The sequence below is a fragment of the Aequorivita aurantiaca genome (assembly GCF_030410135.1).
GTDB classification, from domain to species: domain Bacteria; phylum Bacteroidota; class Bacteroidia; order Flavobacteriales; family Flavobacteriaceae; genus Aequorivita; species Aequorivita aurantiaca.
The window spans coordinates 639,907-661,767 of sequence record NZ_JAUGQQ010000001.1; the positions used below are offsets into that span (position 1 = coordinate 639,907).

Consider the following 21,861-nt stretch of genomic DNA (forward strand, 5'->3'; position numbering starts at 1 on the left):
AGGAGAAGTGAGAAGAGTAGTAATAACCGGAATGGGCATTTACTCCTGCATCGGCAAAAACCTGCAGGAAGTGAAGGAGTCTTTATACCAAGGCAAGTCAGGAATTATTTATGACGAAAAACGAAAGGATTTCGGCTATCGTTCCTGCTTGACTGGATGGGTCGAAGAACCAAATTTGAAGGATCAGCTATCCCGCCGCGAACGCGTAAGTATGGGTGAGGAAGGCGCATATGCATATGCTGCCACCATTGAAGCCCTTAAAAATGCTAAAATAGAGCAACAATTTCTTGATGAGAATGAAGTGGGAATTCTATATGGAAATGACAGCACGGCAAAGTCCGTAATTGAATCCGTTGATAAAATCCGCGAGAAAAAAGATACAACCTTGGTTGGATCGGGTGCCATTTTTAAGGCTATGAATTCATCGGTAACCATGAACCTTTCAACCATTTTCAAACTGCGAGGGGTCAATTTTACTATCAGTGCGGCCTGTGCCAGCGGTTCACACTCCATCGGGATGGCATATTTTCTTATAAAAAATGGCCTGCAGGATTGCATTATTTCAGGTGGTGCCCAGGAAATCAATGAACTTGCAATGGGAAGTTTTGACGGCCTCGGTGTTTTTTCAACACAAAATGATCCCGCCAAAGCGTGTAGACCGTTCGATAAAAACAGGGATGGACTTGTGCCCAGTGGCGGCGCCGCGACTTTAATTGTTGAAAGCTATGAAAGTGCCGTAAAAAGAGGTGCTCCAATTTTGGGTGAAATCATTGGCTACGGTTTTTCTTCAAATGGGGAACATATTTCAACTCCGAATATTGATGGTCCGGCCAGGGCAATGAAAATGGCTTTGGAACAAGCCAATATAAAAGCGACACAAGTTGATTATGTAAACGCCCATGCCACCTCAACCCCTGTTGGTGACGCCAACGAGGCACTCGCAATCGCAGATGTTTTTGGCGAAAATGGCCCCTTGGTAAGCTCCACAAAATCCATGACCGGCCACGAATGTTGGATGGCCGGCGCAAGCGAAGTTATTTACTCAATGCTAATGATGGAAAATTCCTTTATAGCACCAAACATCAATCTAGAAACCCCCGACGAGGCGGCATCAAAATTAAACCTTGTTAAGAAAACGTTAAATAGAAAAATTGATGTATTTTTGTCCAATTCTTTCGGATTTGGGGGAACCAATTCCGCATTAATTATTAAAAAGTGCACACATTAAAAATGAATAAAGAAGTTATAGTTGAGAAGATAAACTACTTTCTTGTAGATGAGTTTGAGGTTGAAACCAATGATATTGAACCTAGGGCCAATCTCAAGGAAACATTGGAGTTGGATAGCTTGGATTTTGTGGATTTGGTTGTGGCTATTGAGGCCAACTTTGGGGTTAAGTTGACAGGTGAGGATTTCCTAAACGTGATTACGCTTCAAGATTTTTACGACCTTATTGAAACCAAAATCTGCTGAAATTTGCAATAACAGTTTATGGCTGGTGAGTGGGAAGGCAAGAGCAAAGGAACCGTTCTAGGGTATAAAATTTTTATATTCTTTATTCGAAAACTTGGTGTTGGCGCTGCCTACGTCCTCCTTCTTTTTGTAGCACCGTATTACGTATTCTTCGCAAGAAAAAGTACCCGCTCCATATTTTATTATTTCCGCAAAAGATTGAAATATTCCCTGCCAAGAAGTCTTTGGTGTATTTTCAAAAGCTATTTTATATTCGGAAAAACGATTATCGACAAGGCTGCAATCGCTTCAGGACTGAAAGGACGATTCACATATGAGTGTGATGGGGTCGAAAACATTATTGACCTCCTCGACAAACAACAAGGTGGAATTATGATAAGTGCCCATGTGGGCAATTTTGAAATAGCAGAATTTTTCTTTGAGGAAATTGATACCCGTTCCCAAATAAACCTGGTAACCACCGATGCCGAACATAGGCATATAAAGGAATATATGGAAAAAGTCACAATGCGTACCAACGTAAAGTTCATTTTGGTGAAGGATGACATGTCTCATATTTTTGAAATCAACAACGCCTTGGGTAGCGGTGAATTGGTTTGTTTTACTGGAGATAGGTATATGAAAGGTCAAAAGGTTTTGACCGAAACGCTTATGGGAAAAAATGCAAACTTTCCCGCTGGACCATTTTTATTGGCTAGCAGGCTGAACGTTCCAGTTTTGTTCGTATATGTTATGAAAGAAACGAACAAACATTATCATCTTTACGCCCGAAAGGCTGAGGTGAAAAACCGAGATGCGCAGGGACTTCTGAAAAAATATACACAAAGTGTGGAATGGATGCTCAATAAATATCCTTTGCAGTGGTTCAACTACTACAACTTTTGGGAAACAGACAGTTAGTTTATGAAGGAAGTGTTAATAATATACTATACGCAGACCGGCCAGCTGTTAGAAATTCTAAAGCAAATAGCTTCTAGTATTGCAGATGAAAACACTAATATTTCCTATTGTGAACTAATCCCCAAAGAGAAATTCCCCTTTCCTTGGACACAATCAGAATTTTATGGCGCTTTTCCTGAAACCTTCCTTCAAATTCCGGTGCCAATGGAGGAAATCCCATTTAATATTCGTCAAAAGAAATATGATTTGATAATACTGGGCTACACCACATGGTACTTAACGCCCTCAATACCCGTCAATTCATTTCTGAAATCTGAACAGGCAAAAAATCTCTTGGCAAATACACCTGTTGTCACGGTTTCCGCAAGCCGTAATATGTGGATTATGGCACAAGAAAAGGTAAAGAAATTGTTGGTTGCGAATAAGGCGAAATTAGTAGGCAACATTGCATTGGTGGACAAAAATATCAACCACATTAGCGTCATCACAATTGTCCATTGGTTAATGGGCGGTAAGAAAACTAGAATGCTGGGTATTTTTCCAAAGCCTGGCATTGCTGCTGCCGATATTATTGCATCTTCCCGTTTTGGGAAACCAATCAAAACGGCATTGCACACAGCTAATTTCGATACCCTACAAAAAAACCTTTTATCCGAAGGTGCTGTAAAGATTAATCCTTCTCTTATAGCCACGGACATTCGTGGCAACGTTGTTTTTACCAAATGGGCAAATCATTTAATCAAAAAAAAAGGGAGGGAACGGAGCAAATGGCTCGTGTTTTTTAAATATTATTTGTTATTTGCAATATGGCTTATTGCACCAATAGTATTTATTGTATTTTTGCTCACTTATTTCCCAAAGTATCGTAAAATAAAGCGGGATAAAGCTTATTATTCATCTGTTGCATTAAAGCAAGATTAATGAAGAACGTATACATTACAAGGATTGCGAAGTTTTTGCCCAATGAGCCCGTGGACAACGAGCTAATGGAGGAAAAGCTTGGAGTAATCAATGGCCAGACCTCCAAGGCACGCCGCATAATTCTTCGCAATAACCAAATAAAAAAACGATATTACGCTCTTGATTCCCAAGGAAATGTAACACATAACAATGCACAATTGGCGGCCGAGGCGGTTAATGCCTTGTGCGATGATTCTTTTTCAAAAAATCAGATAGAATTGCTTTCCTGTGGGACTTCCAGCCCCGACCAAATTTTGCCCAGTCATGCCGCAATGGTCCATGGTTTTCTTAAAAACGGCAATCTTGAAATAAACTCTCCTTCAGGCGCCTGCTGCAGTGGAATGAACGCTTTAAAATACGGATATATGGCCGTGAAATCTGGTCAGGTAAACAATGCCGTATGCACCGGTTCCGAAAGAACTTCCTCATGGATGAAATCGGATATCTTTGAGGACGAAGTGGCACATTTAAAAGAGATTGAAGAACAACCAATATTAGCGTTTAATAAAGAATTCCTACGATGGATGCTGTCGGATGGGGCTGGTGCCGTGCTTTTGGAAAGCCAACCCAACGGAAACCTTCCGTTAAAAATAGAATGGATGGAAGGCTACAGTTACGCCTTTGAACTGGAAACTTGTATGTATGCAGGGGGCGATAAACAGGAGGACGGGAGTTTAAAACCTTGGAGTGAATTTCCTGCCGATGTCTGGGGAAAAATGTCCCTTTTCGCAATGAAACAGGATGTGAGACTCCTAAGCGAAAATATTCTTCAAAAAGGAGTGGAAAGCCTAAAACAAGCAATGGCAAAGCACAACATCACGGAGGACGAAATAGATTTTTATCTTCCCCATATTTCCTCCTATTATTTTAAAGAAAATTTATACAATGAAATTGAGCGCCAGGGTCTTCACTTCTCTTGGGACAAATGGTTTTTGAACCTGCAGAAAGTAGGCAACGTTGGTGCCGGTTCCATTTATCTAATGTTGGAAGAGTTGGTGCATTCCGGCAAGCTTAGAAAAGGCAACAAAATCTTGCTGCAAGTGCCTGAAAGTGCCAGATTTGCTTATTCCTATGCCTATTTAACAGTCGTTTAAATGAATGCTTTCACAAGCAAAATAACGGACCAAGATTTCATCGGAAAACTGATTCCGCAGAAAACGCCGTTTGTAATGGTGGACAGCTTGCTTCACTTTGAAGAGAAAAAAGTAGTAGCGGGCCTAACAATTTCCGAAGAAAATATTTTTACCCATAATAACGAATTTACGGCGCCGGGGCTTATTGAGCATATGGCACAAACGGTTGCTCTTTATACGGGATATCAATTTTTTTTGAAAAAAGAAGATGCCCCAACAGGCTATATTGGCTCCATTAAAAAAGCAGAGGTTTTCTACCTTCCCGCGGTTGGGAAGGAACTTACCACTACCGTAAATATTCTACACGAAATTATGGGCGTAACTTTGGTAACCGCTGAAACGATGTGCGAAGGAAAAATTATTGCAACCAGCGAAATGAAAACCGTATTGGCTTCCTAAATGAAAAATACGGACGTTTCAAATATTGACGTTTCTAACTATTTACCACATCGGGAACCAATGCTTATGGTTTCTTCCGTTTTGGAGATTGATGACAACTCCGTTACAACACAATTCCATATTTCCAAAGAATGTATTTTCCTAAAGGAAGGGAAACTCTCGGAATCTGGCCTAATTGAAAATGCCGCACAGGCCGCGTCGGGCGTGGTTGGGCAAAGCTTTTTTGAGAAGGATGATTTTGAAGGAACAGGTAATAAACTGGTTGGCTATATTAGTGCCGTTAAGAAAGTGGAGATTTTTCAGCTTCCAAATGTGGGAGATATCATTATTACAAAGGCAAATCTAATTTCTCGCTTCGATACCGGTGAAGTAACCCTCTGTAGCCTCGAAGCGCAAACCTTTCTCGATAAAAAATTAATTGTATCTTCTACCATGAATTTTTTAATCCATGAAGTCTGATTATGAAGAAAAAGGAAGTTCCCCAAGACAAAAGTAATCTGGAATCCGCCAATTTTCGTGAGCTATGCTACGCAGTGGATGAAAACGGCGAATATACTACAGAAAATAGCACGGGTTGGGAACCCAAAACTGTGGCATTGAATAATGCAATTGAAGAAATACACGAACGCATTGAAGACGCCAAACACCGAGTAATTAAAGGCGAAACAAGCCCAATTGAATATTACATGGAGCTTCACAAAATGGACGTGGGCATTTTAGCAAGCTATGTTGGTTTTTGGCAATGGAAAGTAAAACGGCATTTTAAACCATCGGTATTTAAAAAGTTAAGCGAAAAAACGCTTCAGAAATATGCTGAGGTTTTTGAAATTTCAGTTGAGGAATTGAAGTCGATGCATCGGTGATTTTCTACTTTCGAAAATTTATAAAGGGCAATAAAAAATAATAGAATCATAGTATCCGAAGAATCCTCGCATCAACAGGGATCCATAGCATCAAAATTAAAAAACTGAAACTTGAAACACGAAACCAAAATTGACTTCACCCACCACCAATCTGCTCATTGCGAAAACGGCGTTGTTTCAAATTTAATGAAGCATAACGGTTACAACGTGAGCGAGCCGATGGTTTTTGGCATTGGCAGCGGACTCTTGTTTTGCTATATTCCGTTATTGAAAGTGAATCACGCCCCCGTGATAACATACCGTGCACTCCCGGGACATATTTTTAAAAAATTCGCAAATCGCACTGGCGTAAAAATGAAGCGCGAAAAATTTAGCAACCCGAAGGATGCAAAAGCGCGGCTTGATGAAAATCTTGAAAAAAACAATCCTGTCGGGCTGCAAGTTGGCGTTTATAATTTGGTGTATTTCCCCGATGAATACCGTTTCCATTTCAACGCCCATAATATGGTGGTGTATGGGAAGAAAGAAAATCGTTATTTAATCAGTGATCCAGTTATGGAGGATGTTACTTCCCTTTCTGAAAAAGAATTGGAAAAAGTGCGGTTCGCCAAAGGCGCTTTCGCGCCCAAAGGACATATGTATTATCCAATTTCCTTCCCCGAAAAATTGGAGCTTGAAAAAGCAATCATAAAAGGAATTAAGGACACTTGCAGATCTATGCTGGCGCCAGTGCCTTTTGTAGGTGCAAAGGGTATACACAAAATTGCGGGATTAATCCGCAAATGGCCCAAACAAAAAGGAATTAAAACCGCTAACCATTATCTCGGACAAGTGGTGCGAATGCAGGAAGAAATAGGCACTGGTGGCGGCGGTTTCCGATATATTTACGCAGCCTTTTTGCAGGAAGCCGGAAAATTATTAGAAAATGAAAAATTAATAGCACTTTCAAAAGAAATGACCGAGATTGGCGATTTGTGGCGCGATTTCGCATTGGAAGCTTCCCGAATCTACAAAAACCGAAGCGCCCAAACCGACAGCTATAATAAAGTTGCCGACCAATTGGACCACATTGCCGATTTGGAAAAGGTGTTTTTTAAGAAGTTAAAGAAATCGATATAAAAAGTCCACCTTTGGGGGATTTAGGGGGCTTATGATAGAAATAAACCAACTTTCAAAAAAGTACAAAAACGCCGATTTCTTTTCGGTAAGAAACCTCGATTTGAAAGTTGAAGAAAGTGAAATTTACGGGCTGCTCGGCCCAAACGGCGCAGGAAAAACCACGCTTATCTCCATGCTCACCTCCCTGCTGAAACCCACTTCCGGTACGTTCACCATAAATGGCTTGAATTTTAGGGAAAACAAAAATGAATTAAAGAAATTAATTGGTATAGTTCCGCAGGAATACGCACTCTATCCCACACTCACGGCTTTTGAAAATTTGCAATATTTCGGGAGTATGTACGGAATTAAAGGAGAAATTCTCAAAAAATCCATTGCAGAACATTTGGAAATTATGGGGCTTTCCAAATTCGCCAATAAGAAAACTTCTACATTTTCCGGCGGAATGAAACGTCGCGTAAACTTAATTGCTGGAATTTTACATAATCCAAAAGTTGTTTTTTTGGATGAACCCACTGTGGGAGTAGATGTGCAATCGAAAAATGCTATTATCGATCATTTAAAATTGTTGAACTCGCAAGGCACCACAATAGTTTACACCTCGCACCATTTAAACGAAGCCGAGTTTTTCTGCACCCACGTTGCAATAATAGACAATGGCGAAATAATTTTAAAAGGCATTCCTTCCGAATTGATAAAAAATCAGGAAAACGCCACCAGTTTGGAAGAAGTTTTTTTGGCAAAAACCGGCAAAGCCCTCCGCGATTATGCATAAACTTTGGGCCTCAACATATAAAGAATTTCTGCTTCTTGTCCGCGATTTGGGCGGAATTGCCATCCTCTTTATTATGCCTCTATTGCTTCTGATTGTAATTACATTAGTGCAGGACAGCACTTTTAGAACAATTAGCGATGTAAAAATTCCGGTGCTTTTGGTGGATAATGACAAAGGAGAAATTTCCAAAAACATTATTGAAAATCTATCAAATTCGAATTCTTTTGAAATTCTGCAAGAATCATCGGAAGTGGAAGCTAAAGAAGCGGTTTTCGCGGGTAAATATCAACTCGCAATTATCATTCCTGAAAATCTATCAGCTTCACTCCAAAAGAAAGTGGACCAAAATGTGGAAGGAATTTTATCAAAATTCGGTTTGGAGGAAAATTCGTCGTCAATTGCAAAAAAAGTAATTCCGCAGCAAGAGGTCCGTTTGTATTTTGATCCCGCAACCCAAACAAGTTTTAAATCGTCAGTGAAAAACGGCATTGACAAAATGATTTCAAAAATTGAAACCGAAAGCATTTATAAAGCGTTTCAAAATGAATTGGGCGAAGAAGATTCCGAACCCATATTCGACACCGAAAATTTTATCGCATTCAAAGAAATTTTTCCCACTAAAAATAACGTGGAAATCCTCCCAAACTCAGCGCAGCACAACGTTCCGGCATGGACGCTGTTTGCTATTTTTTTCATCATAGTTCCGCTTTCAATCAATATGGTTAAGGAGAAAAATCAGGGAACTTTTGTGCGATTGCGCACCCAGCCAATAAATTATGCCACGGTTCTGGGTGGAAAAACTATTGTTTATTTAGGTGTTTGTATTATTCAATTTACGCTAATGTTGCTTGTAGGAATGTATCTTTTCCCAGCAATTGGCCTTCCGGGAATTGATGTTTCCGGCAAATTGCCGATGCTGTATACAGTTGCCCTTTTTTCGGGTTTGGCGGCGGTTGGGTTGGGACTTATGCTTGGCACCATTGCAAAAACACAGGAACAGGCCGCGCCGTTCGGCTCTACCTTGGTTGTTATTTTGGCTGCGCTCGGCGGGGTGTGGGTGCCTGTGTTTGTGATGCCGAAATTGATGCAATTTGTTTCCATGATTTCTCCGATGAACTGGGGCTTGGAAGCATTTTATGATGTTTTTTTAAGAAATGTCGGTTTTGTTAAAATCCTTCCCGAAATTTCATTATTATTGTTGTTCTTCCTTTTAATGCTCCTAATTTCAATCATTTATAATAGAAGAAAAAATGCCGTCTGACAGCAAAAATGAAATAAGTTTCACCTCAGAAATTCGGGTACGGTTTACCGAAACCGACCCGTTGGGAATTGTATGGCACGGCAATTATATACAATATTTTGAGGATGGCCGCGAGGCTTTTGGCCGTGAGCATGGCATTTCCTATTTGGAACAAAAGGCAAACGGCTATACTTCACCCATTGTAAAATCGTCTTGCGAACACAAACTGCCACTGCGTTACGGCGACGTGGCAACCATAAAAACAACATTCGTAAATTCCCCCGCGGCCAAAATGATTTTCCGCTATCGTATTTTTGATCCGAAGGGAAGATTGGTATGTTTGGGCGAAACCATACAAGTTTTTTTGAATGAACACGGCGAACTTTCTTTAACGAAACCGCTGTTTTTTATTAACTGGAAAAAGAAAATGGGACTTTAAATAATGACTGAAATCTTCATTTCATATAACAATATTTTCAGCAACCTTGGCTTTGATAGTGAAACTGTAGTGGCCCAAATAGAAAATGGAAAATCCGGACTTCAAAAATTAGAGAACAAGTCACTTTTGCCCGAACCCTTTTGCGCCGCAATGCTTTCCGCAGAAGTGATAAAAGAAGAATTCATTAAAATTGGCGATGCTTCAAAGTTTACAAAGCTTGAACAGATGCTCATTTTCTCTTTGAAAAAAGTCATTGACGCTGCAAACATTCCTTTAAATGAAAAAGTCGGTTTAGTAATTTCAACCACAAAAGGCAATATTGATTTGCTTGAAAAAGAAAATAACTTTCCGGAAAATCGCGCTTATTTAAGCGAATTGGGCAAAACCATCCAAAACTTTTTCGAATTTGAAAATGAGGCGATTGTTCTGTCAAACGCCTGCGTTTCGGGAGTTTTGGCCATTTCCGTAGCGAAACGCTTTATTGCCGAAGGAAAATACGAGCACGTTTTCATTACCAGCGGCGATTTGGTATCGAAATTCGTGCTTGCTGGGTTCGATTCTTTTCAGGCTTTGTCCGCCGAACCGTGCAAACCATACGATAAAAATCGCACGGGCATCAATTTGGGCGAGGTGGCCGCGAGTGCCTTGGTTACTTCTTACAAAGAAAATCTTCCAAAGGAAGCCGTTGCAATTTGGGGCGATGCAACCTGTAATGACGCCAACCATATTTCCGGCCCATCGCGCACCGGCGAAGGACTTTTCCGGAGTGTGAAAATTGCCCTAAACGAATCAAAAATTGCGGCATCACAAATTGATTATATTTCCGCACACGGCACCGCCACGCCCTTCAATGACGAAATGGAGGCAATCGCCTTTAACAGATTGGGGATGGAAAACATTCCCCTCAATAGTTTGAAGGGTTATTTTGGGCACACATTGGGCGCTTCGGGATTGTTGGAAACTATTGTGGGAATGCATTTTATGGCAAAAAATATTCTTTTTTCTTCTAAAGGTTTTTCCGACCTTGGCGTTTCGAAAAGTATCAAAATCATCAAAACCAATACACCGAAACCACAGCAAATTTTTCTAAAAACCGCATCAGGTTTTGGAGGTTGCAACACAGCGGTGGTCCTCAAAAAAGTAAACAACTAACCAATCATAAATGTCAAATCCAATAAAAAAATTGAACGCCGTTGAAGCTCTGGAAGAGGCCCACCGGATTGCCTTTGCACCCTTTGTCTTTCAAGCGTCGGTTTCGCTTCGGAAACTTGGGATTCTCGATTATATTTTCGACCAACGTGAAAATGGCGGTCCAACCGTCAATGAAATTTCAGAAAACCTTTCCATTTCACCATATGGCGTGGGCGTTTTACTGGAAATTGCGGAAACTTCAAATATTGTGCTTAAAACTAAGGAACAATATGAACTCACAAAAGTTGGTTACTTCTTGAACTATAACACAACCACCGGTGTAAACCTAAATTTTGCCCACGACGTCTGTTATAAGGGGTTGTTTCACCTAAACGATTCTATAAAAAATGGAAAACCCGAAGGACTGAAAGAGCTTGGGCAGTGGAAAACCATCTATGAGGGCCTGTCGCAATTGACCCCCACCGAGCAGCAATCGTGGTTTGATTTTGACCATCATTATTCCGATGATATTTTCGCGGATGCGTTGGAGCGTATTTTTGAGCGAAAGCCAAAAAACCTATTTGACGTGGGCGGAAACACGGGCAAATTTTCCATTAAATGTTGCAATTTTGACGAAGATGTTAATGTGAAAATTGTGGATTTGCCGGGACAATTGGCGATGGCTCTGGCCAATGCAGAAAGTCATGGATTTAAGGATAGAATTTCCGGACACGCCATTGATTGGCTTTCGGAGAATCCCCAAATTCCGAGCGGAGCAGACTTGATTTGGATGTGCCAGTTTTTAGATTGCTTTTCAGAGGATGAAATTGTAAAAATTTTGAGTACTTGCTCTGAGTCCATGGATGACAAGGCCCAACTAATAATTGTAGAAACCTTTACGGACAGGCAGGCCTTTCGGGCTTCGCAATTTATTTTGGAAGCCACATCACTTTATTTTACGGTGTTGGCAAATGGAAACAGCAAAATGTACCCTTCAACCGTTTTTTTAAGACTTATTGACAAAGCCGGTTTGCAACTCAGGGACGATATACAGTTGGGCGAATATCACACCATGCTTGTTTGTGAAAAGAAAACCGCCACGATAAGCGCTTAATAGGATTTCAATTTTAATGAGTTTGAACCAAAACTATCGCATAAAAAGTTTTTGCCACCTGAAAAACCAGTCACTTACGGTGAATGGGCAATCCGTTTTTGACGATGCTTCGGAAGATTTTCAAACATTTATTAAAAATGCCTATAAGTTTTTAAAGACCGATTATCCCAAATTTTTCAAAATGGATAGTCTAAGCAAATTGGCATTTTTAGCGGCAGATGTTTTACTGAAAAGAGAAAATCTGAACGAGGAAGAAAATAACATCGCCTTAATATTTTCAAATAGAGCCTCCAGTTTGGATACCGACCGAAAGCACCAAGCGGCCATTGAAAATGAGGAGGAATATTTCCCAAGTCCAGCGGTATTTGTTTACACCCTTCCCAATATTTGCTTGGGCGAGATAAGTATAAAACACAGGCTTTATTCTGAAAATAGTTTTTTTATCTTTGACCACTTCAACGCTGAACATTTGCATCTGTACGCCAATAGTTTATTGCGAAACGAAAAAGCAGAAAAGGTACTTTGTGGCTGGGTAGATTTGGACGAAAACGGTTATGAAGCCTTCCTCTATTTAGTTGAAAACGAAGGCGAAATAGAACATAATATTAAACAAATAAATAGAATATACACATTATCATGAGCGACCTGAAACAAGAATTAAAAGAAAAAATAATAGAGCAATTGAACCTTGAAGAGATATCGGTAGCTGATATTGCCGATGATGACGCGCTTTTTGGCGACGGATTGGGGCTAGATTCCATCGATGCGTTGGAACTTATTGTTATGTTGGACAAAGATTACGGCATTCGTCTTAGCGACCCGAAAGAGGGAAGAAAGATTTTTGAATCTGTGCAAGTAATGGCAGATTATATTCAAGAACATCGCACGAAGTAATTTCCGAAAACTTGATGAGCAAAGGCGTAGCCATAACCGGAATGGGCATTATTTCTGCCATTGGCAACAATGTGCCGGAAAATTATGATGCGCTCATAAATGGAAAAAAAGGCATCACCCGCGTTGATAACATCGATACAATTCAGCGTGATGAAATTATGGTTGGCGAAGTGAAATTTACCAACGATGAGTTAATTGCCCAACTAAATCTTCCACCAGAAAACAACTATTCCCGAACTGCTATGCTCGCAGTAATTGCCGCAAAGGAGGCTTTTGCAAATGCTGAAATTACCGATATAAAAAAACACAGAACGGGCATTATATCTGGCACCAGCGTAGGCGGAATGGATATGACCGAAAAATATTACTACGAATATCTAACCGAAAAACCTTTTCAAAAATATATTGAAAGCCATCACGCCGGCGATTCAACGCAAAAAATCGCCGAACAATTGGGCATTGAGGAAAGTTTGGTTACAACCATTAGCACCGCCTGCTCTTCCGCGGCAAATGCAATTATGCTTGGCGCACGACTTATAAAATCCGGGAAATTGGACCGTGTTTTGGTGGGTGGCGCGGATTGCCTCTCAAAGTTTACCATCAACGGTTTCAAAACCTTGATGATTTTAAGCGATACTTTCAACACTCCTTTTGACGAAAACCGAAAAGGATTAAATCTTGGCGAAGCTGCTGCCTTTCTAGTTTTGGAAAGTGACGAAGTTGTAAAAGTCGAAAACAAAAAAGTGCTAGCTTACGTAAAAGGTTACGGAAATGCCAACGATGCCTTTCACCAAACCGCATCTTCGGACAATGGCGATGGCGCCACTTTGGCGATGGAAAAAGCATTGAAAGTTGCAAATTTAAAACCTTCGGAAATTGATTACATAAACGCCCACGGCACCGCCACCGGTAATAACGACCTTTCGGAAGGCAGGGCGATTCTTCGGATTTTTGGTGAAAATGTACCGGAATTCAGTTCAACAAAAGCATATACGGGCCATACTTTGGCTGCGGCTGGAGCAATTGAAGCGATTTATTCCGTATTGGCGTTGCAACATAATGTGATTTTTCCAAACCTGAATTTTAAAACCCCGATGAAGGAATTTTCAATGGTTCCCCAAACGGAATTGAAACAAAAAGTATTGAAAACGGTACTTTCCAATTCGCTTGGTTTTGGCGGGAATTGTTCAACGGTTATATTTTCAAAAGAAGCTTAATGAAGAAGGTTTTCATAAATAGCATCGCTTCCATTTCCTCCCAAAAAACGTTTGATAACAGTGTTTTTTTGAATGAAATAATCGATTATAACAATACCGTAATTTTCGCGCACGACCCAGATTACAAACAATACATTCCACCCGCCGCTGCCCGACGAATGGCGAAAGGGATAAAAATGGGAGTTGTAGCTTCTAAAATCGCAATGGACGAAGCGGGAATTGAAACCGTCGACGCCATAATCACAGGTACGGGAATGGGCTGTATGATTGATTCCGAAAAGTTTGTGAGCGCGATTATTGACAATAACGAACAATATTTAACGCCAACATCATTTATTCAAAGCACCCACAACACTGTTGCAGGGCAGATTGCTTTGGGAATGGAATGCAAAGCTTATAATTTTACGTACGTTCACTCCGCGATTTCCTTTGAATCGGCTTTGCTCGACGCAAAAATGCAGCTTGAAAATGACGAAGCCGAGCATATTTTGGTGGGAGGTGTTGAGGAATTGGGCGAACATACCACAAAAGTTCACCGAACAATAAATCATATAAAACCTGAAGCCGTTACTATTTCAACAGTTTTAAATTCTAAAACTGAAGGCGCTGTTTTTAGCGAAGGGGCCAATTTCTTTGCGGTTTCCAACGAAAAAAGGGAAAGTTGCTACGCGGAATTGCTTGCGGTTGAAACTTATAATACCCTCCAAAAGGAAAGGGTTTCTGAAACCATCGAATACTTTTTGGAAGAAAATAATCTGAAAATTGACAACATCGATTTAGTGGTTTTGGGAAACAACGGCGATGTGGAATTTGATAGTTATTACACCCAACTTTCCGAAGGGATGTTCCGCCAAACCCAACAGGTTTTTTACAAACATTTGGTTGGCGAAAACAATACCGTTTCGGCTTTCGGGATTTGGCTGGCTTCAAAAATTATAAAAATCCAAAGTATTCCTGAAATTTTGAAAATCAACAGTATTGCTACTTCCGAAGTTAAAACGGTTTTGTGCTACAATCAATATCGCGGCCAAAACCACAGCCTTGTTCTACTAAAAAAATGCTGAGGTTTTATACCATAAATGCGCTCGCATTGGTAATCTTTTTTGGATTACTGCTTGCGGGTTTTTTCGGTGACATTCCCGTGTGGCTTTATGTTTTGTTTGTTGTGATTTGGGTTTTGATTACCGCAATCGGTTCGTTTCAAATTAAAATTAACTACCATTTCCAATCCTTAAACCACAATTACAAAACTTCAGAAAATCATATTTCAATCACTTTTGACGATGGGCCAAATCCAGATTTTACACCAAAAGTTTTACTTCTTTTAAAAGAATACAATGCAAAAGCAACTTTCTTTTTAATTGGAAAAAATGCTGAAAGGCATCCGGAAATTGTTCGCCAAATTATTGAAGAAGGACATACAATCGGCAACCATTCGTACTCACATTCCAAAAACTTCGGGTTTTTTTCTTCGGAAAAAGTCGCAGCTGAATTGAAAAAAACGAACGCAGTTTTAAAGGAAATCACAGGTAAGGAAATTAAAATGTTTCGTCCCCCCTTCGGTGTTACAAATCCGAACATTAAAAAAGCGTTGAAAAAAACGGGTCATTTTTCCATCGGTTGGAGCAAGCGTAGTTTGGACACGACAAACCATTCCCAAGAAAAAATTCTGAATCGCATTACTGCGAATTTAAAAAAGGGCGACATTATTCTACTTCACGACAGCAGCGCGAAAACCGTTGCCGTATTGGAACAGTTATTGTTAACTTTGCCTCCGCACAAATTGCAGTCCGTTCCCGTGGATCATTTACTTGAAATTGAAGCCTATGCGTAGTTATTTTTTATTGTTATTTTTTATTGTTTTTGGCAGTGCAATGCAAGCGCAGGAAACCGCGATGAGCACTTCGGAAATTGCTTCCTTTAAAGAAAAAGTGGTCGCTTCCGCAAAAAATACCCAAACAATTAAATCGGATTTTACCCAATACAAACATCTCGACTTTTTAGCCGACGATGTGAAAACTTCGGGGAAAATGGTTTTCAAAGCTCCCAATTTGGTGAAGTGGGAATACACAAATCCGTATAAATACAGCGTAATTTTTAAGGAAGACCAACTGCTGATAAACGATGGCGGCACCAAAAGCAAAGTGGATATTGGCAATAGCAAACTTTTCAAAAAACTGAACCAATTGATCGTTAACAGCGTAAAAGGGAATATGTTCAGCGATGCCGATTTTACGGTTTCCTTCTTTAAATCTCCCAAATACAACAAAGCGGTTTTCATTCCAAAGGACAAAAAAATTGCGGGTTATATTGCTTCCTTTGAATTGCTTTTCAATAAAGATGACGCGCAAGTTTATGAAGTGAAAATGGTGGAGCCGTCGCAGGATTTTACCCGAATTATTTTCAGTAATCGCGTTTTAAACAGCACCATAAATGATTCGGCTTTTAGCAATTAGTTTTTTTTCGATTTTTATATTTTCTTCGTGTGCATTAAAAACCACGGAAGGGCTTCGACAGGTGCATTTCAATGAAATAACGGTTGAGAATCCATACTTTTCAAATGCGAAAATAGACTATGTTTACAAAGCGAAAATCGAGGTTTACAGAAAGAATTTCGGCGGAATTTTGATTATAAAAAAGATTGCGGCAGATAACCATCGTATTGTTTTTACTACGGAATTTGGGAGCAAACTGTTCGATTTTCAGTTTGAAGGCGACACTTTTACCAAGCATTTTGTGGTTGAGGATATGGATAAAAAATTTATCGTGAATATTTTAAAGGAGGATTTTAAAATATTGGTAAACGAGAGTGCAAAAGTTTTGGCAGTGTATGAATCTAAAAACCAAAGAATCTATAAAACCGAAAGTGGTGATCGATTCAATTTTTATTTCTTGGATGAAACTTCGGAACAGCTTGAAAAAATTGTAAATACCTCAAAAACGAAGGAAAAAGTAACGATTGATTATAATTCTGCCGACGGAAAAATTGCAGATACGATATCAATAAAACACAACAATATCAAATTGAAAATTGACTTGGAAAAATTCAAAAAACAATAATATGCTCATCGAAGGATTATATAAGGTTACCGCATATGAAAAGACCGCCGAGGGGATTTTGGCAATGGTCCATTTGAACAAGGATCACGCAATTTTTAAAGGCCATTTTCCGGGAAACCCTGTAATGCCGGGCGTTTGTATGATTCAAATTATTAAGGAATTGACTGAGGAAGCAACTGGGAAAAATTTGTTTTTGGCGGTTTCGTCAAACATAAAATTTATGGCAATTATCAATCCCGATAAAAATCCGGATTTGAAAATTTCCATTGATATTTCGGAGGATAATGGGGAAGTAAGGGTAAAAAATACTACTACTTTTGATGAGACCGTAGCGTTAAAACTTAACGCAATTTTTAAAATTATCGATTGATGAAGCACTTACTTTTTCTGCTATTTTTTGTTTCCTTTTTTTCTAACGCGCAGGACTTGAAGGAAATTCGTTCGCAGTATCCACAAGCGGTGGAAAGCGTCGAAAACACTTCAAAACTTGACCAAACATTTTCAGCAATAAATGTTTCGAGCAACCCAATTTTGAGGGCTTATAAAGGCGCAGTTTTAACTTTGAAAGCTAAATTCTCAAAAAAGAAAAGCGATAAAAAAGAATTTTTCAAAGAGGGTGTTTCATTAATTGAAAGCGCCGCAAATGCCGAACCTTCCAATATTGAAATACGTTACATCCGATTGAGTGTGCAGGAAAACTCGCCTAAATTTTTGGGATACGATAATAATATTGAATCGGACAAAAATTTTATTTTGAAAAACTGTGCGAATATTTCTTCAAAAGAATTGAAGAATATTATTAGGGAATTTGCTCTGAACTCCCGAAATTTTTCGGATAGCGAAAAATTGATTTTATCAAAATAAATCTTACGAAATAGACGCTACTTATAATATTTTTAATATTTTACCATTTCTTTAACACTTTCGTTGTTTGGGACGATTAGTGTTCTAAAATACTGTAAATGAGAAAAATATTATGTCTGCTTCTTTTTGCCACGGCGCTTTGCGTGGCCCAAAAAAATTCTGACCCAACCCCAGAGGAGATTTCTGAAGCAAAAATTCTAAAACTTCAATATCCAAATGATGATCTCGTGCTTATGAAAAGTAAAGATTTTGTGACATTTGGTTTTAATGATAAAGATCAACAAGTTTCGGTGCAGCGACAAATTAGTGAGGAAATGATGAACGTTTCCTCAAGAACGGATATCCAAAAACATATTTTTTATGATGGCCAATCAGAGATAGTCAATTTCGGTTTAAAATATAGAAATAATAAATCTGCCTTTTTTAAAATTAAGGATGAGGCTTTCACCATTGAGGAGTTTTTCTATAACGACGCCCGTGTGAAATATGCCAGTGTGGATTTCCCGGTACAGGGATATAAATATTTTTTTGAAGCGACAAAAAATATATTTGATATTAAATATTTTACCTCGGTTTATTTTACGGATTCGTACCCCATTCTTAATAGGGAAATCACTCTTGTAGTGCCCAAATGGCTAAACCTCGAAATTAAAGAAATGAATTTCGATGGTTACGAAATTTCAAAAACTACGAATTTTGACGATAAACAAAATGCCGATATCATTACATATACTGTTTCGGGACTGGATGCTGTTTATAAAGAAGAGCAATCCCCAGGCCCCAGCTATCTTTATCCACATTTGCTGATTTTAGCAAAATCCTACACCCATGACGGCAAAAGCTTCACCTTGTTCAACGAAACAAAGGATCTGTACAGTTGGTATAAATCCTTAATTGACGACATGAATGATGATCCCTCGGTTTTAAAAGCAAAAGTTGAGGAACTTACCGCAAACGCTCAGAACGAAGAGGAAAAAATCCGGAATATATATTACTGGATTCAAGACAACATTCGATACATCGCTTTTGAGGATGGTTTGGCAGGTTTCAAGCCAGACGAATGCCAAAATGTTTATAAAAAGAGATATGGCGATTGCAAGGGAATGGCCAACCTTACCAAACAAATGCTGATTGAGGCTGGTTTCGACGCGCGGCTGACGTGGTTGGGAACAAAGCGAATTGCGTATGATTATTCCACCCCCTCATTGTCTGTGGACAACCATATGATCTGTACGGTATTTTATAATGGAAAAAAAATATTTCTTGACGGCACTGAAAAATTCAATCCGTTTGGGGAATATGCCGAACGTATTCAGGGCAAACAGGTCATGATTGAAAATGGAGACTCATTTATCTTGGAAACCGTGCCCGTAGTGGCTCCCGAAACTAATAGGGAAACACATGTTTTTAATGCAAAAATCAATAATAATGCCTTGGAAGGAAACGTATCGCTTACTTATTCCGGGGAAAGCAGGGCCACATTTCTTTACGTTTTTAACAACTTAAGGACCGAAATGAAAAACGAGGCTTTGGAATATTATTTAAAAAGGGCCGATAGAAATATGATGGTCGAAAATATAAAAACTTCCAATTTGGAAAATCGGGACGACCAACTTTCAATTAATTTCAGCTTAAAGCAGGATAACGCAGTTTCTTCCTTTGATGATGAAATTTATATAAATCTGGACCATTACCAAGAATATGGCAAATGGATTTTTAATGAACGTAATACCGACTATGAGTTTCCGCATAAGGAATTTCTGTCGTCGGAAATAAATTTAGAGTTACCCGAGGGATATAAAGTTTCCGAATTGCCACAGGGGATTGACGTTAACAATAAAAACTATAAAATTTTCATAGATTTTGAACTTAAGGACAACATGCTTCACTATAGAAAAGAGTTCGTGATGAAGCAAGCCGTTGTGAAAAAATCAAACTTTAAGGAATGGAATGAAACCATCCAAAGTCTTCAATCCATTTATAACCAACAAATCATTCTTGTAAAAGAAGATTAATTTCTAACTACCCAACTACACTCCAAATAGTATGACAAAAAATATTCTATGCATTGCAATTTTTGCTTTATGCTCGATAACTTCCATTGCACAATCAAAAAAAGAAACCGAAAAACAGGAACAAGTAAAAAATCTGGTTTGGAATGAAAATGATCCATACAGAAATGTGATGGAGATTTCTGAAAACTGGAAAAATGAATCGGCCGTTTTCCTTGTCAAAACTGTAAAGTATATCTATAACCGCCCCGGCAATAGTATTGAATATACTAAAATTGAAAGAGAGAGGATCAAACTTCTGGATCAAGCCGCCGTTACGGAATATTCTGAATTTGCATACACCGAAGGCAAGGTTTTCTATAGGGAAATGAGCCGGGTAACCAACACCTTTCATCTGGGAGTTAAAGTGATAAAACCTGATGGCGAGGAAATTGAAATAGATGTGAACCAAGAATCCGTAACTACAAATAATGAAAAGAAAATAGCAATTCCGTCCCTGGAAAAGGGTGATATTATTGATTATTATTTTTACACCAATACAATTGTTGGCGAGAATGACCTATATCAATATGAACCTGTGGAGAACACAATTGGCGACAACTATCCCATTGCAAAATTTGAGTTTTTGCTGGAAACGGAAGATGATTTCTTTATAAATTTCAGCACTTATAATGGCGCGCCAAAACTTCAGCAAATAGTGGAGCCGACCAAAAAGGACAAAAAAAGGGTATATTCCTTTACGGCCGAAAATGTGGAAAGAAATGATTTTCCACGTTGGTTTTTCCCATTGGTGGAATTGCCCTCCTATAAATTTCAGGTGCTTTTTGCCCGCTCCGGAAAATATGAAAAAAAGGCATATGCCTTTATCCCGGAGGATGTGAACACCGTAAAAACAAATGTTTCGAAAGAAGAAATCTTTAATCTTTACGAAGATAAATTTAGGCCATATGGAGAACTTGGCGATGTGGAGCGATTCCTAAAAAATAAAAATTTTGCCACAAACGAAGAGAAGGTGAAAGAAGTTTTTTATTACATCCGCCATGCTTATTATACCAATTATGTGGAAGCCTTCGTGATGGACGAGGCGAACATTATGTACCCTTTTATGCTTTATGGAAAAAATCCAATAATCTTCAACAATGAAGTAGATTTCGTGCGTTTCTTCACGGCTTTTTTAAAGGATAATAAAATAGATTATGAAATTATTGTGGGCACCCAGCGATATAATGGCGATATAAAGGATCTACTCTTGGAAAGCAACATCAATTTTATTCTAAAAGTAAATACCGAAAAACCCGTTTACATCGAATTTTTTGATGCTTACGCCACACCAAACCAATTGTCACCGCTATTGGAAAACACCAATGCCTACACCCTAAAGGTTGTAGATAGAAAGCATATTGAAAATATAGAAACGGTAAAGTTGCCAACAACTACTTATAAAGAAAACAACTCAACCGAAAAAACAGAACTCACTTTTGCCCCAGATTTTTCAGGTATTGATATTAACCGTTCTTTTGAATACAACGGGCAAACGAAAATTGATGAGCAAAAAAGCATATTGATGTATTATGATTACGTTTATGAGGACCATGCAAAATATGAAACCGAGCCAATCCTGGACAGGGTAAAAAATAAAAGGGATCAGGAGAAATATAAAAACGAATATGCGGCCCTGCTGAAAAAACTAAAAAACAATCAACAGGAAAAAATAAAGGAACGGACTGCCGGCGAATACAATCTGAAAATTGATAATTACAGTTTTAAAATCATAAAAAATGGAAGGTTTGGAAAAGAAGATTCCTTTGAATATACCGAGAATTTTACCATTGGCAATGATTTGATCAAAACCGCAGGCAAAAATTATATATTGGATATTGGCAAATTATTGGTGAGTCAGGTAGATTTAAGCAATAAAGAAAAAAACAGGACAAACAATATTTATATGAGCTACCCCCGCTCCTTCAATTATCAAATAGTCGTAAACATACCCGATGGCTATTCCGTTTCTGGTTTGGAAAACCTTGCGGGTAATGTAGAAAATGAAACGGGAGGATTCAAAAGTTCAGCAGCTTTGGATGGAAATAGATTGGTGGTAAAAATTCAAAAATTCTATAAGAACAATTATGAGCCTAACGCCAAGTGGCCGCAAATGGTTGCATTTTTGGAAGCGGCCTCCCAGTTTACCCAAGCCAAAATTTTGCTGAAAAAAGTATAGGAAAAAGCTTGTTTGATTTTATAGTTTCCCAACTGCACATTTTCGGCAAA

Annotated in this window: 25 protein-coding genes; all 25 read left to right on the forward strand. The window is 38.9% G+C overall.

All coding sequences use genetic code 11. The annotated features are described in order from the left end of the window. The first annotated feature begins 7 nt into the window (after positions 1 to 7). The gene (locus QRD02_RS02940) at positions 8 to 1,228 is read left to right on the forward strand and encodes a beta-ketoacyl-[acyl-carrier-protein] synthase family protein (protein ID WP_290253400.1); all 1,221 of its coding nucleotides are present in this window, start codon (positions 8 to 10) and stop codon (positions 1,226 to 1,228) included. A gap of 2 nt (positions 1,229 to 1,230) precedes the next feature. Next, complete coding sequence (locus tag QRD02_RS02945) at positions 1,231 to 1,473, forward strand: acyl carrier protein (RefSeq protein ID WP_290253401.1); 243 nt, start codon at positions 1,231 to 1,233, stop codon at positions 1,471 to 1,473. Between the two features lie 18 nt (positions 1,474 to 1,491). Then, complete coding sequence (locus tag QRD02_RS02950) at positions 1,492 to 2,373, forward strand: lysophospholipid acyltransferase family protein (RefSeq protein WP_290253402.1); 882 nt, start codon at positions 1,492 to 1,494, stop codon at positions 2,371 to 2,373. A 3-nt stretch (positions 2,374 to 2,376) separates the two neighbouring features. Then, positions 2,377 to 3,294, forward strand: coding sequence for a dialkylrecorsinol condensing enzyme DarA (locus QRD02_RS02955; protein WP_290253403.1), 918 nt, complete (start codon positions 2,377 to 2,379; stop codon positions 3,292 to 3,294). After that, entirely contained in the window at positions 3,294 to 4,427 is a 1,134-nt protein-coding gene (gene darB, locus QRD02_RS02960; protein WP_290253404.1) for a dialkylresorcinol biosynthesis protein DarB, read from the forward strand. Before QRD02_RS02955 ends, darB begins: the two co-directional genes overlap by 1 nt. After that, positions 4,428 to 4,865 carry a hotdog family protein gene (locus tag QRD02_RS02965; protein ID WP_290253405.1) on the forward strand — a complete coding sequence of 146 codons (438 nt, stop codon included), beginning with the start codon at positions 4,428 to 4,430 and terminating at the stop codon, positions 4,863 to 4,865. It abuts the gene before it with no gap. Further along, positions 4,866 to 5,324 carry a hotdog family protein gene (locus tag QRD02_RS02970; RefSeq protein WP_290253406.1) on the forward strand — a complete coding sequence of 153 codons (459 nt, stop codon included), beginning with the start codon at positions 4,866 to 4,868 and terminating at the stop codon, positions 5,322 to 5,324. A 2-nt stretch (positions 5,325 to 5,326) separates the two neighbouring features. Beyond that, positions 5,327 to 5,728, forward strand: coding sequence for a flexirubin biosynthesis protein DarG (gene DarG, locus QRD02_RS02975; RefSeq protein ID WP_290253407.1), 402 nt, complete (start codon positions 5,327 to 5,329; stop codon positions 5,726 to 5,728). A 111-nt stretch (positions 5,729 to 5,839) separates the two neighbouring features. Beyond that, positions 5,840 to 6,847, forward strand: a complete 1,008-nt coding sequence (gene darH / locus QRD02_RS02980) for a BtrH-related acyltransferase DarH (protein ID WP_290253408.1) — start codon at positions 5,840 to 5,842, stop codon at positions 6,845 to 6,847. Positions 6,848 to 6,878: 31 nt separating this feature from the next. Next, positions 6,879 to 7,622 carry an ABC transporter ATP-binding protein gene (locus QRD02_RS02985; protein WP_290253409.1) on the forward strand — a complete coding sequence of 248 codons (744 nt, stop codon included), beginning with the start codon at positions 6,879 to 6,881 and terminating at the stop codon, positions 7,620 to 7,622. Beyond that, a complete protein-coding gene (locus QRD02_RS02990; protein ID WP_290253410.1) occupies positions 7,615 to 8,883 on the forward strand; it encodes an ABC transporter permease in 1,269 nt (422 codons plus the stop codon). Before QRD02_RS02985 ends, QRD02_RS02990 begins: the two co-directional genes overlap by 8 nt. After that, positions 8,873 to 9,301, forward strand: a complete 429-nt coding sequence (locus tag QRD02_RS02995; protein WP_290253411.1) for an acyl-CoA thioesterase — start codon at positions 8,873 to 8,875, stop codon at positions 9,299 to 9,301. Before QRD02_RS02990 ends, QRD02_RS02995 begins: the two co-directional genes overlap by 11 nt. Positions 9,302 to 9,304: 3 nt before the next feature. Next, positions 9,305 to 10,453 (forward strand): beta-ketoacyl synthase N-terminal-like domain-containing protein, encoded by a 1,149-nt coding sequence (locus QRD02_RS03000; protein ID WP_290253412.1) that lies wholly within the window; start codon positions 9,305 to 9,307, stop codon positions 10,451 to 10,453. Positions 10,454 to 10,463: 10 nt separating this feature from the next. Beyond that, positions 10,464 to 11,546 (forward strand): methyltransferase, encoded by a 1,083-nt coding sequence (locus QRD02_RS03005; RefSeq protein ID WP_290253413.1) that lies wholly within the window; start codon positions 10,464 to 10,466, stop codon positions 11,544 to 11,546. A 16-nt stretch (positions 11,547 to 11,562) separates the two neighbouring features. Next, entirely contained in the window at positions 11,563 to 12,186 is a 624-nt protein-coding gene (locus QRD02_RS03010; RefSeq protein WP_435373012.1) for a 3-oxoacyl-ACP synthase, read from the forward strand. Beyond that, positions 12,183 to 12,440, forward strand: a complete 258-nt coding sequence (locus QRD02_RS03015) for a phosphopantetheine-binding protein (RefSeq protein ID WP_290253414.1) — start codon at positions 12,183 to 12,185, stop codon at positions 12,438 to 12,440. The genes QRD02_RS03010 and QRD02_RS03015 overlap by 4 nt, the downstream gene beginning before the upstream one ends. Positions 12,441 to 12,454: 14 nt before the next feature. After that, the gene (locus QRD02_RS03020) at positions 12,455 to 13,657 is read left to right on the forward strand and encodes a beta-ketoacyl-[acyl-carrier-protein] synthase family protein (RefSeq protein ID WP_290253415.1); all 1,203 of its coding nucleotides are present in this window, start codon (positions 12,455 to 12,457) and stop codon (positions 13,655 to 13,657) included. After that, a complete protein-coding gene (locus QRD02_RS03025) occupies positions 13,657 to 14,721 on the forward strand; it encodes a beta-ketoacyl synthase N-terminal-like domain-containing protein (RefSeq protein WP_290253416.1) in 1,065 nt (354 codons plus the stop codon). Before QRD02_RS03020 ends, QRD02_RS03025 begins: the two co-directional genes overlap by 1 nt. Continuing rightward, positions 14,715 to 15,491, forward strand: a complete 777-nt coding sequence (locus QRD02_RS03030; protein WP_290253417.1) for a polysaccharide deacetylase family protein — start codon at positions 14,715 to 14,717, stop codon at positions 15,489 to 15,491. Before QRD02_RS03025 ends, QRD02_RS03030 begins: the two co-directional genes overlap by 7 nt. Further along, complete coding sequence (lolA2, locus tag QRD02_RS03035; protein ID WP_290253418.1) at positions 15,484 to 16,113, forward strand: flexirubin biosynthesis/transport protein LolA2; 630 nt, start codon at positions 15,484 to 15,486, stop codon at positions 16,111 to 16,113. Before QRD02_RS03030 ends, lolA2 begins: the two co-directional genes overlap by 8 nt. After that, positions 16,091 to 16,717: a flexirubin biosynthesis protein LolB2 gene (gene lolB2 / locus QRD02_RS03040; RefSeq protein WP_290253419.1), complete on the forward strand. Its 627-nt coding sequence runs from the start codon at positions 16,091 to 16,093 to the stop codon at positions 16,715 to 16,717. Before lolA2 ends, lolB2 begins: the two co-directional genes overlap by 23 nt. 1 nt (position 16,718) lies before the next feature. Then, positions 16,719 to 17,087: an ApeI family dehydratase gene (locus QRD02_RS03045; protein WP_290253420.1), complete on the forward strand. Its 369-nt coding sequence runs from the start codon at positions 16,719 to 16,721 to the stop codon at positions 17,085 to 17,087. Beyond that, complete coding sequence (locus tag QRD02_RS03050; RefSeq protein WP_290253421.1) at positions 17,087 to 17,581, forward strand: hypothetical protein; 495 nt, start codon at positions 17,087 to 17,089, stop codon at positions 17,579 to 17,581. The genes QRD02_RS03045 and QRD02_RS03050 overlap by 1 nt, the downstream gene beginning before the upstream one ends. Positions 17,582 to 17,679: 98 nt before the next feature. After that, positions 17,680 to 19,596, forward strand: a complete 1,917-nt coding sequence (locus QRD02_RS03055; protein WP_290253422.1) for a DUF3858 domain-containing protein — start codon at positions 17,680 to 17,682, stop codon at positions 19,594 to 19,596. A 31-nt stretch (positions 19,597 to 19,627) separates the two neighbouring features. After that, positions 19,628 to 21,811 carry a DUF3858 domain-containing protein gene (locus QRD02_RS03060; RefSeq protein ID WP_290253423.1) on the forward strand — a complete coding sequence of 728 codons (2,184 nt, stop codon included), beginning with the start codon at positions 19,628 to 19,630 and terminating at the stop codon, positions 21,809 to 21,811. Positions 21,812 to 21,861: the final 50 nt, after the last annotated feature.

Bases quoted from the DNA above. Each gene is read 5' to 3' on its own strand.
- darB (WP_290253404.1), top strand. From the start codon at position 3,294: ATGAAGAACGTATACATTACAAGGATTGCGAAGTTTTTGCCCAATGAG.
- QRD02_RS02945 (WP_290253401.1), top strand. From the start codon at position 1,231: ATGAATAAAGAAGTTATAGTTGAGAAGATAAACTACTTTCTTGTAGAT.
- QRD02_RS02965 (WP_290253405.1), top strand. From the start codon at position 4,428: ATGAATGCTTTCACAAGCAAAATAACGGACCAAGATTTCATCGGAAAA.
- QRD02_RS03045 (WP_290253420.1), top strand. From the start codon at position 16,719: ATGCTCATCGAAGGATTATATAAGGTTACCGCATATGAAAAGACCGCC.
- QRD02_RS03000 (WP_290253412.1), top strand. From the start codon at position 9,305: ATGACTGAAATCTTCATTTCATATAACAATATTTTCAGCAACCTTGGC.
- lolA2 (WP_290253418.1), top strand. From the start codon at position 15,484: ATGCGTAGTTATTTTTTATTGTTATTTTTTATTGTTTTTGGCAGTGCA.
- QRD02_RS03055 (WP_290253422.1), top strand. From the start codon at position 17,680: ATGAGAAAAATATTATGTCTGCTTCTTTTTGCCACGGCGCTTTGCGTG.
- QRD02_RS02990 (WP_290253410.1), top strand. From the start codon at position 7,615: ATGCATAAACTTTGGGCCTCAACATATAAAGAATTTCTGCTTCTTGTC.
- QRD02_RS03060 (WP_290253423.1), top strand. From the start codon at position 19,628: ATGACAAAAAATATTCTATGCATTGCAATTTTTGCTTTATGCTCGATA.
- QRD02_RS02995 (WP_290253411.1), top strand. From the start codon at position 8,873: ATGCCGTCTGACAGCAAAAATGAAATAAGTTTCACCTCAGAAATTCGG.
- QRD02_RS03010 (WP_435373012.1), top strand. From the start codon at position 11,563: ATGAGTTTGAACCAAAACTATCGCATAAAAAGTTTTTGCCACCTGAAA.
- QRD02_RS03025 (WP_290253416.1), top strand. From the start codon at position 13,657: ATGAAGAAGGTTTTCATAAATAGCATCGCTTCCATTTCCTCCCAAAAA.
- lolB2 (WP_290253419.1), top strand. From the start codon at position 16,091: ATGATTCGGCTTTTAGCAATTAGTTTTTTTTCGATTTTTATATTTTCT.
- QRD02_RS02955 (WP_290253403.1), top strand. From the start codon at position 2,377: ATGAAGGAAGTGTTAATAATATACTATACGCAGACCGGCCAGCTGTTA.
- DarG (WP_290253407.1), top strand. From the start codon at position 5,327: ATGAAGAAAAAGGAAGTTCCCCAAGACAAAAGTAATCTGGAATCCGCC.
- QRD02_RS03015 (WP_290253414.1), top strand. From the start codon at position 12,183: ATGAGCGACCTGAAACAAGAATTAAAAGAAAAAATAATAGAGCAATTG.
- QRD02_RS03050 (WP_290253421.1), top strand. From the start codon at position 17,087: ATGAAGCACTTACTTTTTCTGCTATTTTTTGTTTCCTTTTTTTCTAAC.
- QRD02_RS02950 (WP_290253402.1), top strand. From the start codon at position 1,492: ATGGCTGGTGAGTGGGAAGGCAAGAGCAAAGGAACCGTTCTAGGGTAT.
- QRD02_RS03030 (WP_290253417.1), top strand. From the start codon at position 14,715: ATGCTGAGGTTTTATACCATAAATGCGCTCGCATTGGTAATCTTTTTT.
- QRD02_RS03005 (WP_290253413.1), top strand. From the start codon at position 10,464: ATGTCAAATCCAATAAAAAAATTGAACGCCGTTGAAGCTCTGGAAGAG.
- QRD02_RS03020 (WP_290253415.1), top strand. From the start codon at position 12,455: ATGAGCAAAGGCGTAGCCATAACCGGAATGGGCATTATTTCTGCCATT.
- QRD02_RS02970 (WP_290253406.1), top strand. From the start codon at position 4,866: ATGAAAAATACGGACGTTTCAAATATTGACGTTTCTAACTATTTACCA.
- QRD02_RS02985 (WP_290253409.1), top strand. From the start codon at position 6,879: ATGATAGAAATAAACCAACTTTCAAAAAAGTACAAAAACGCCGATTTC.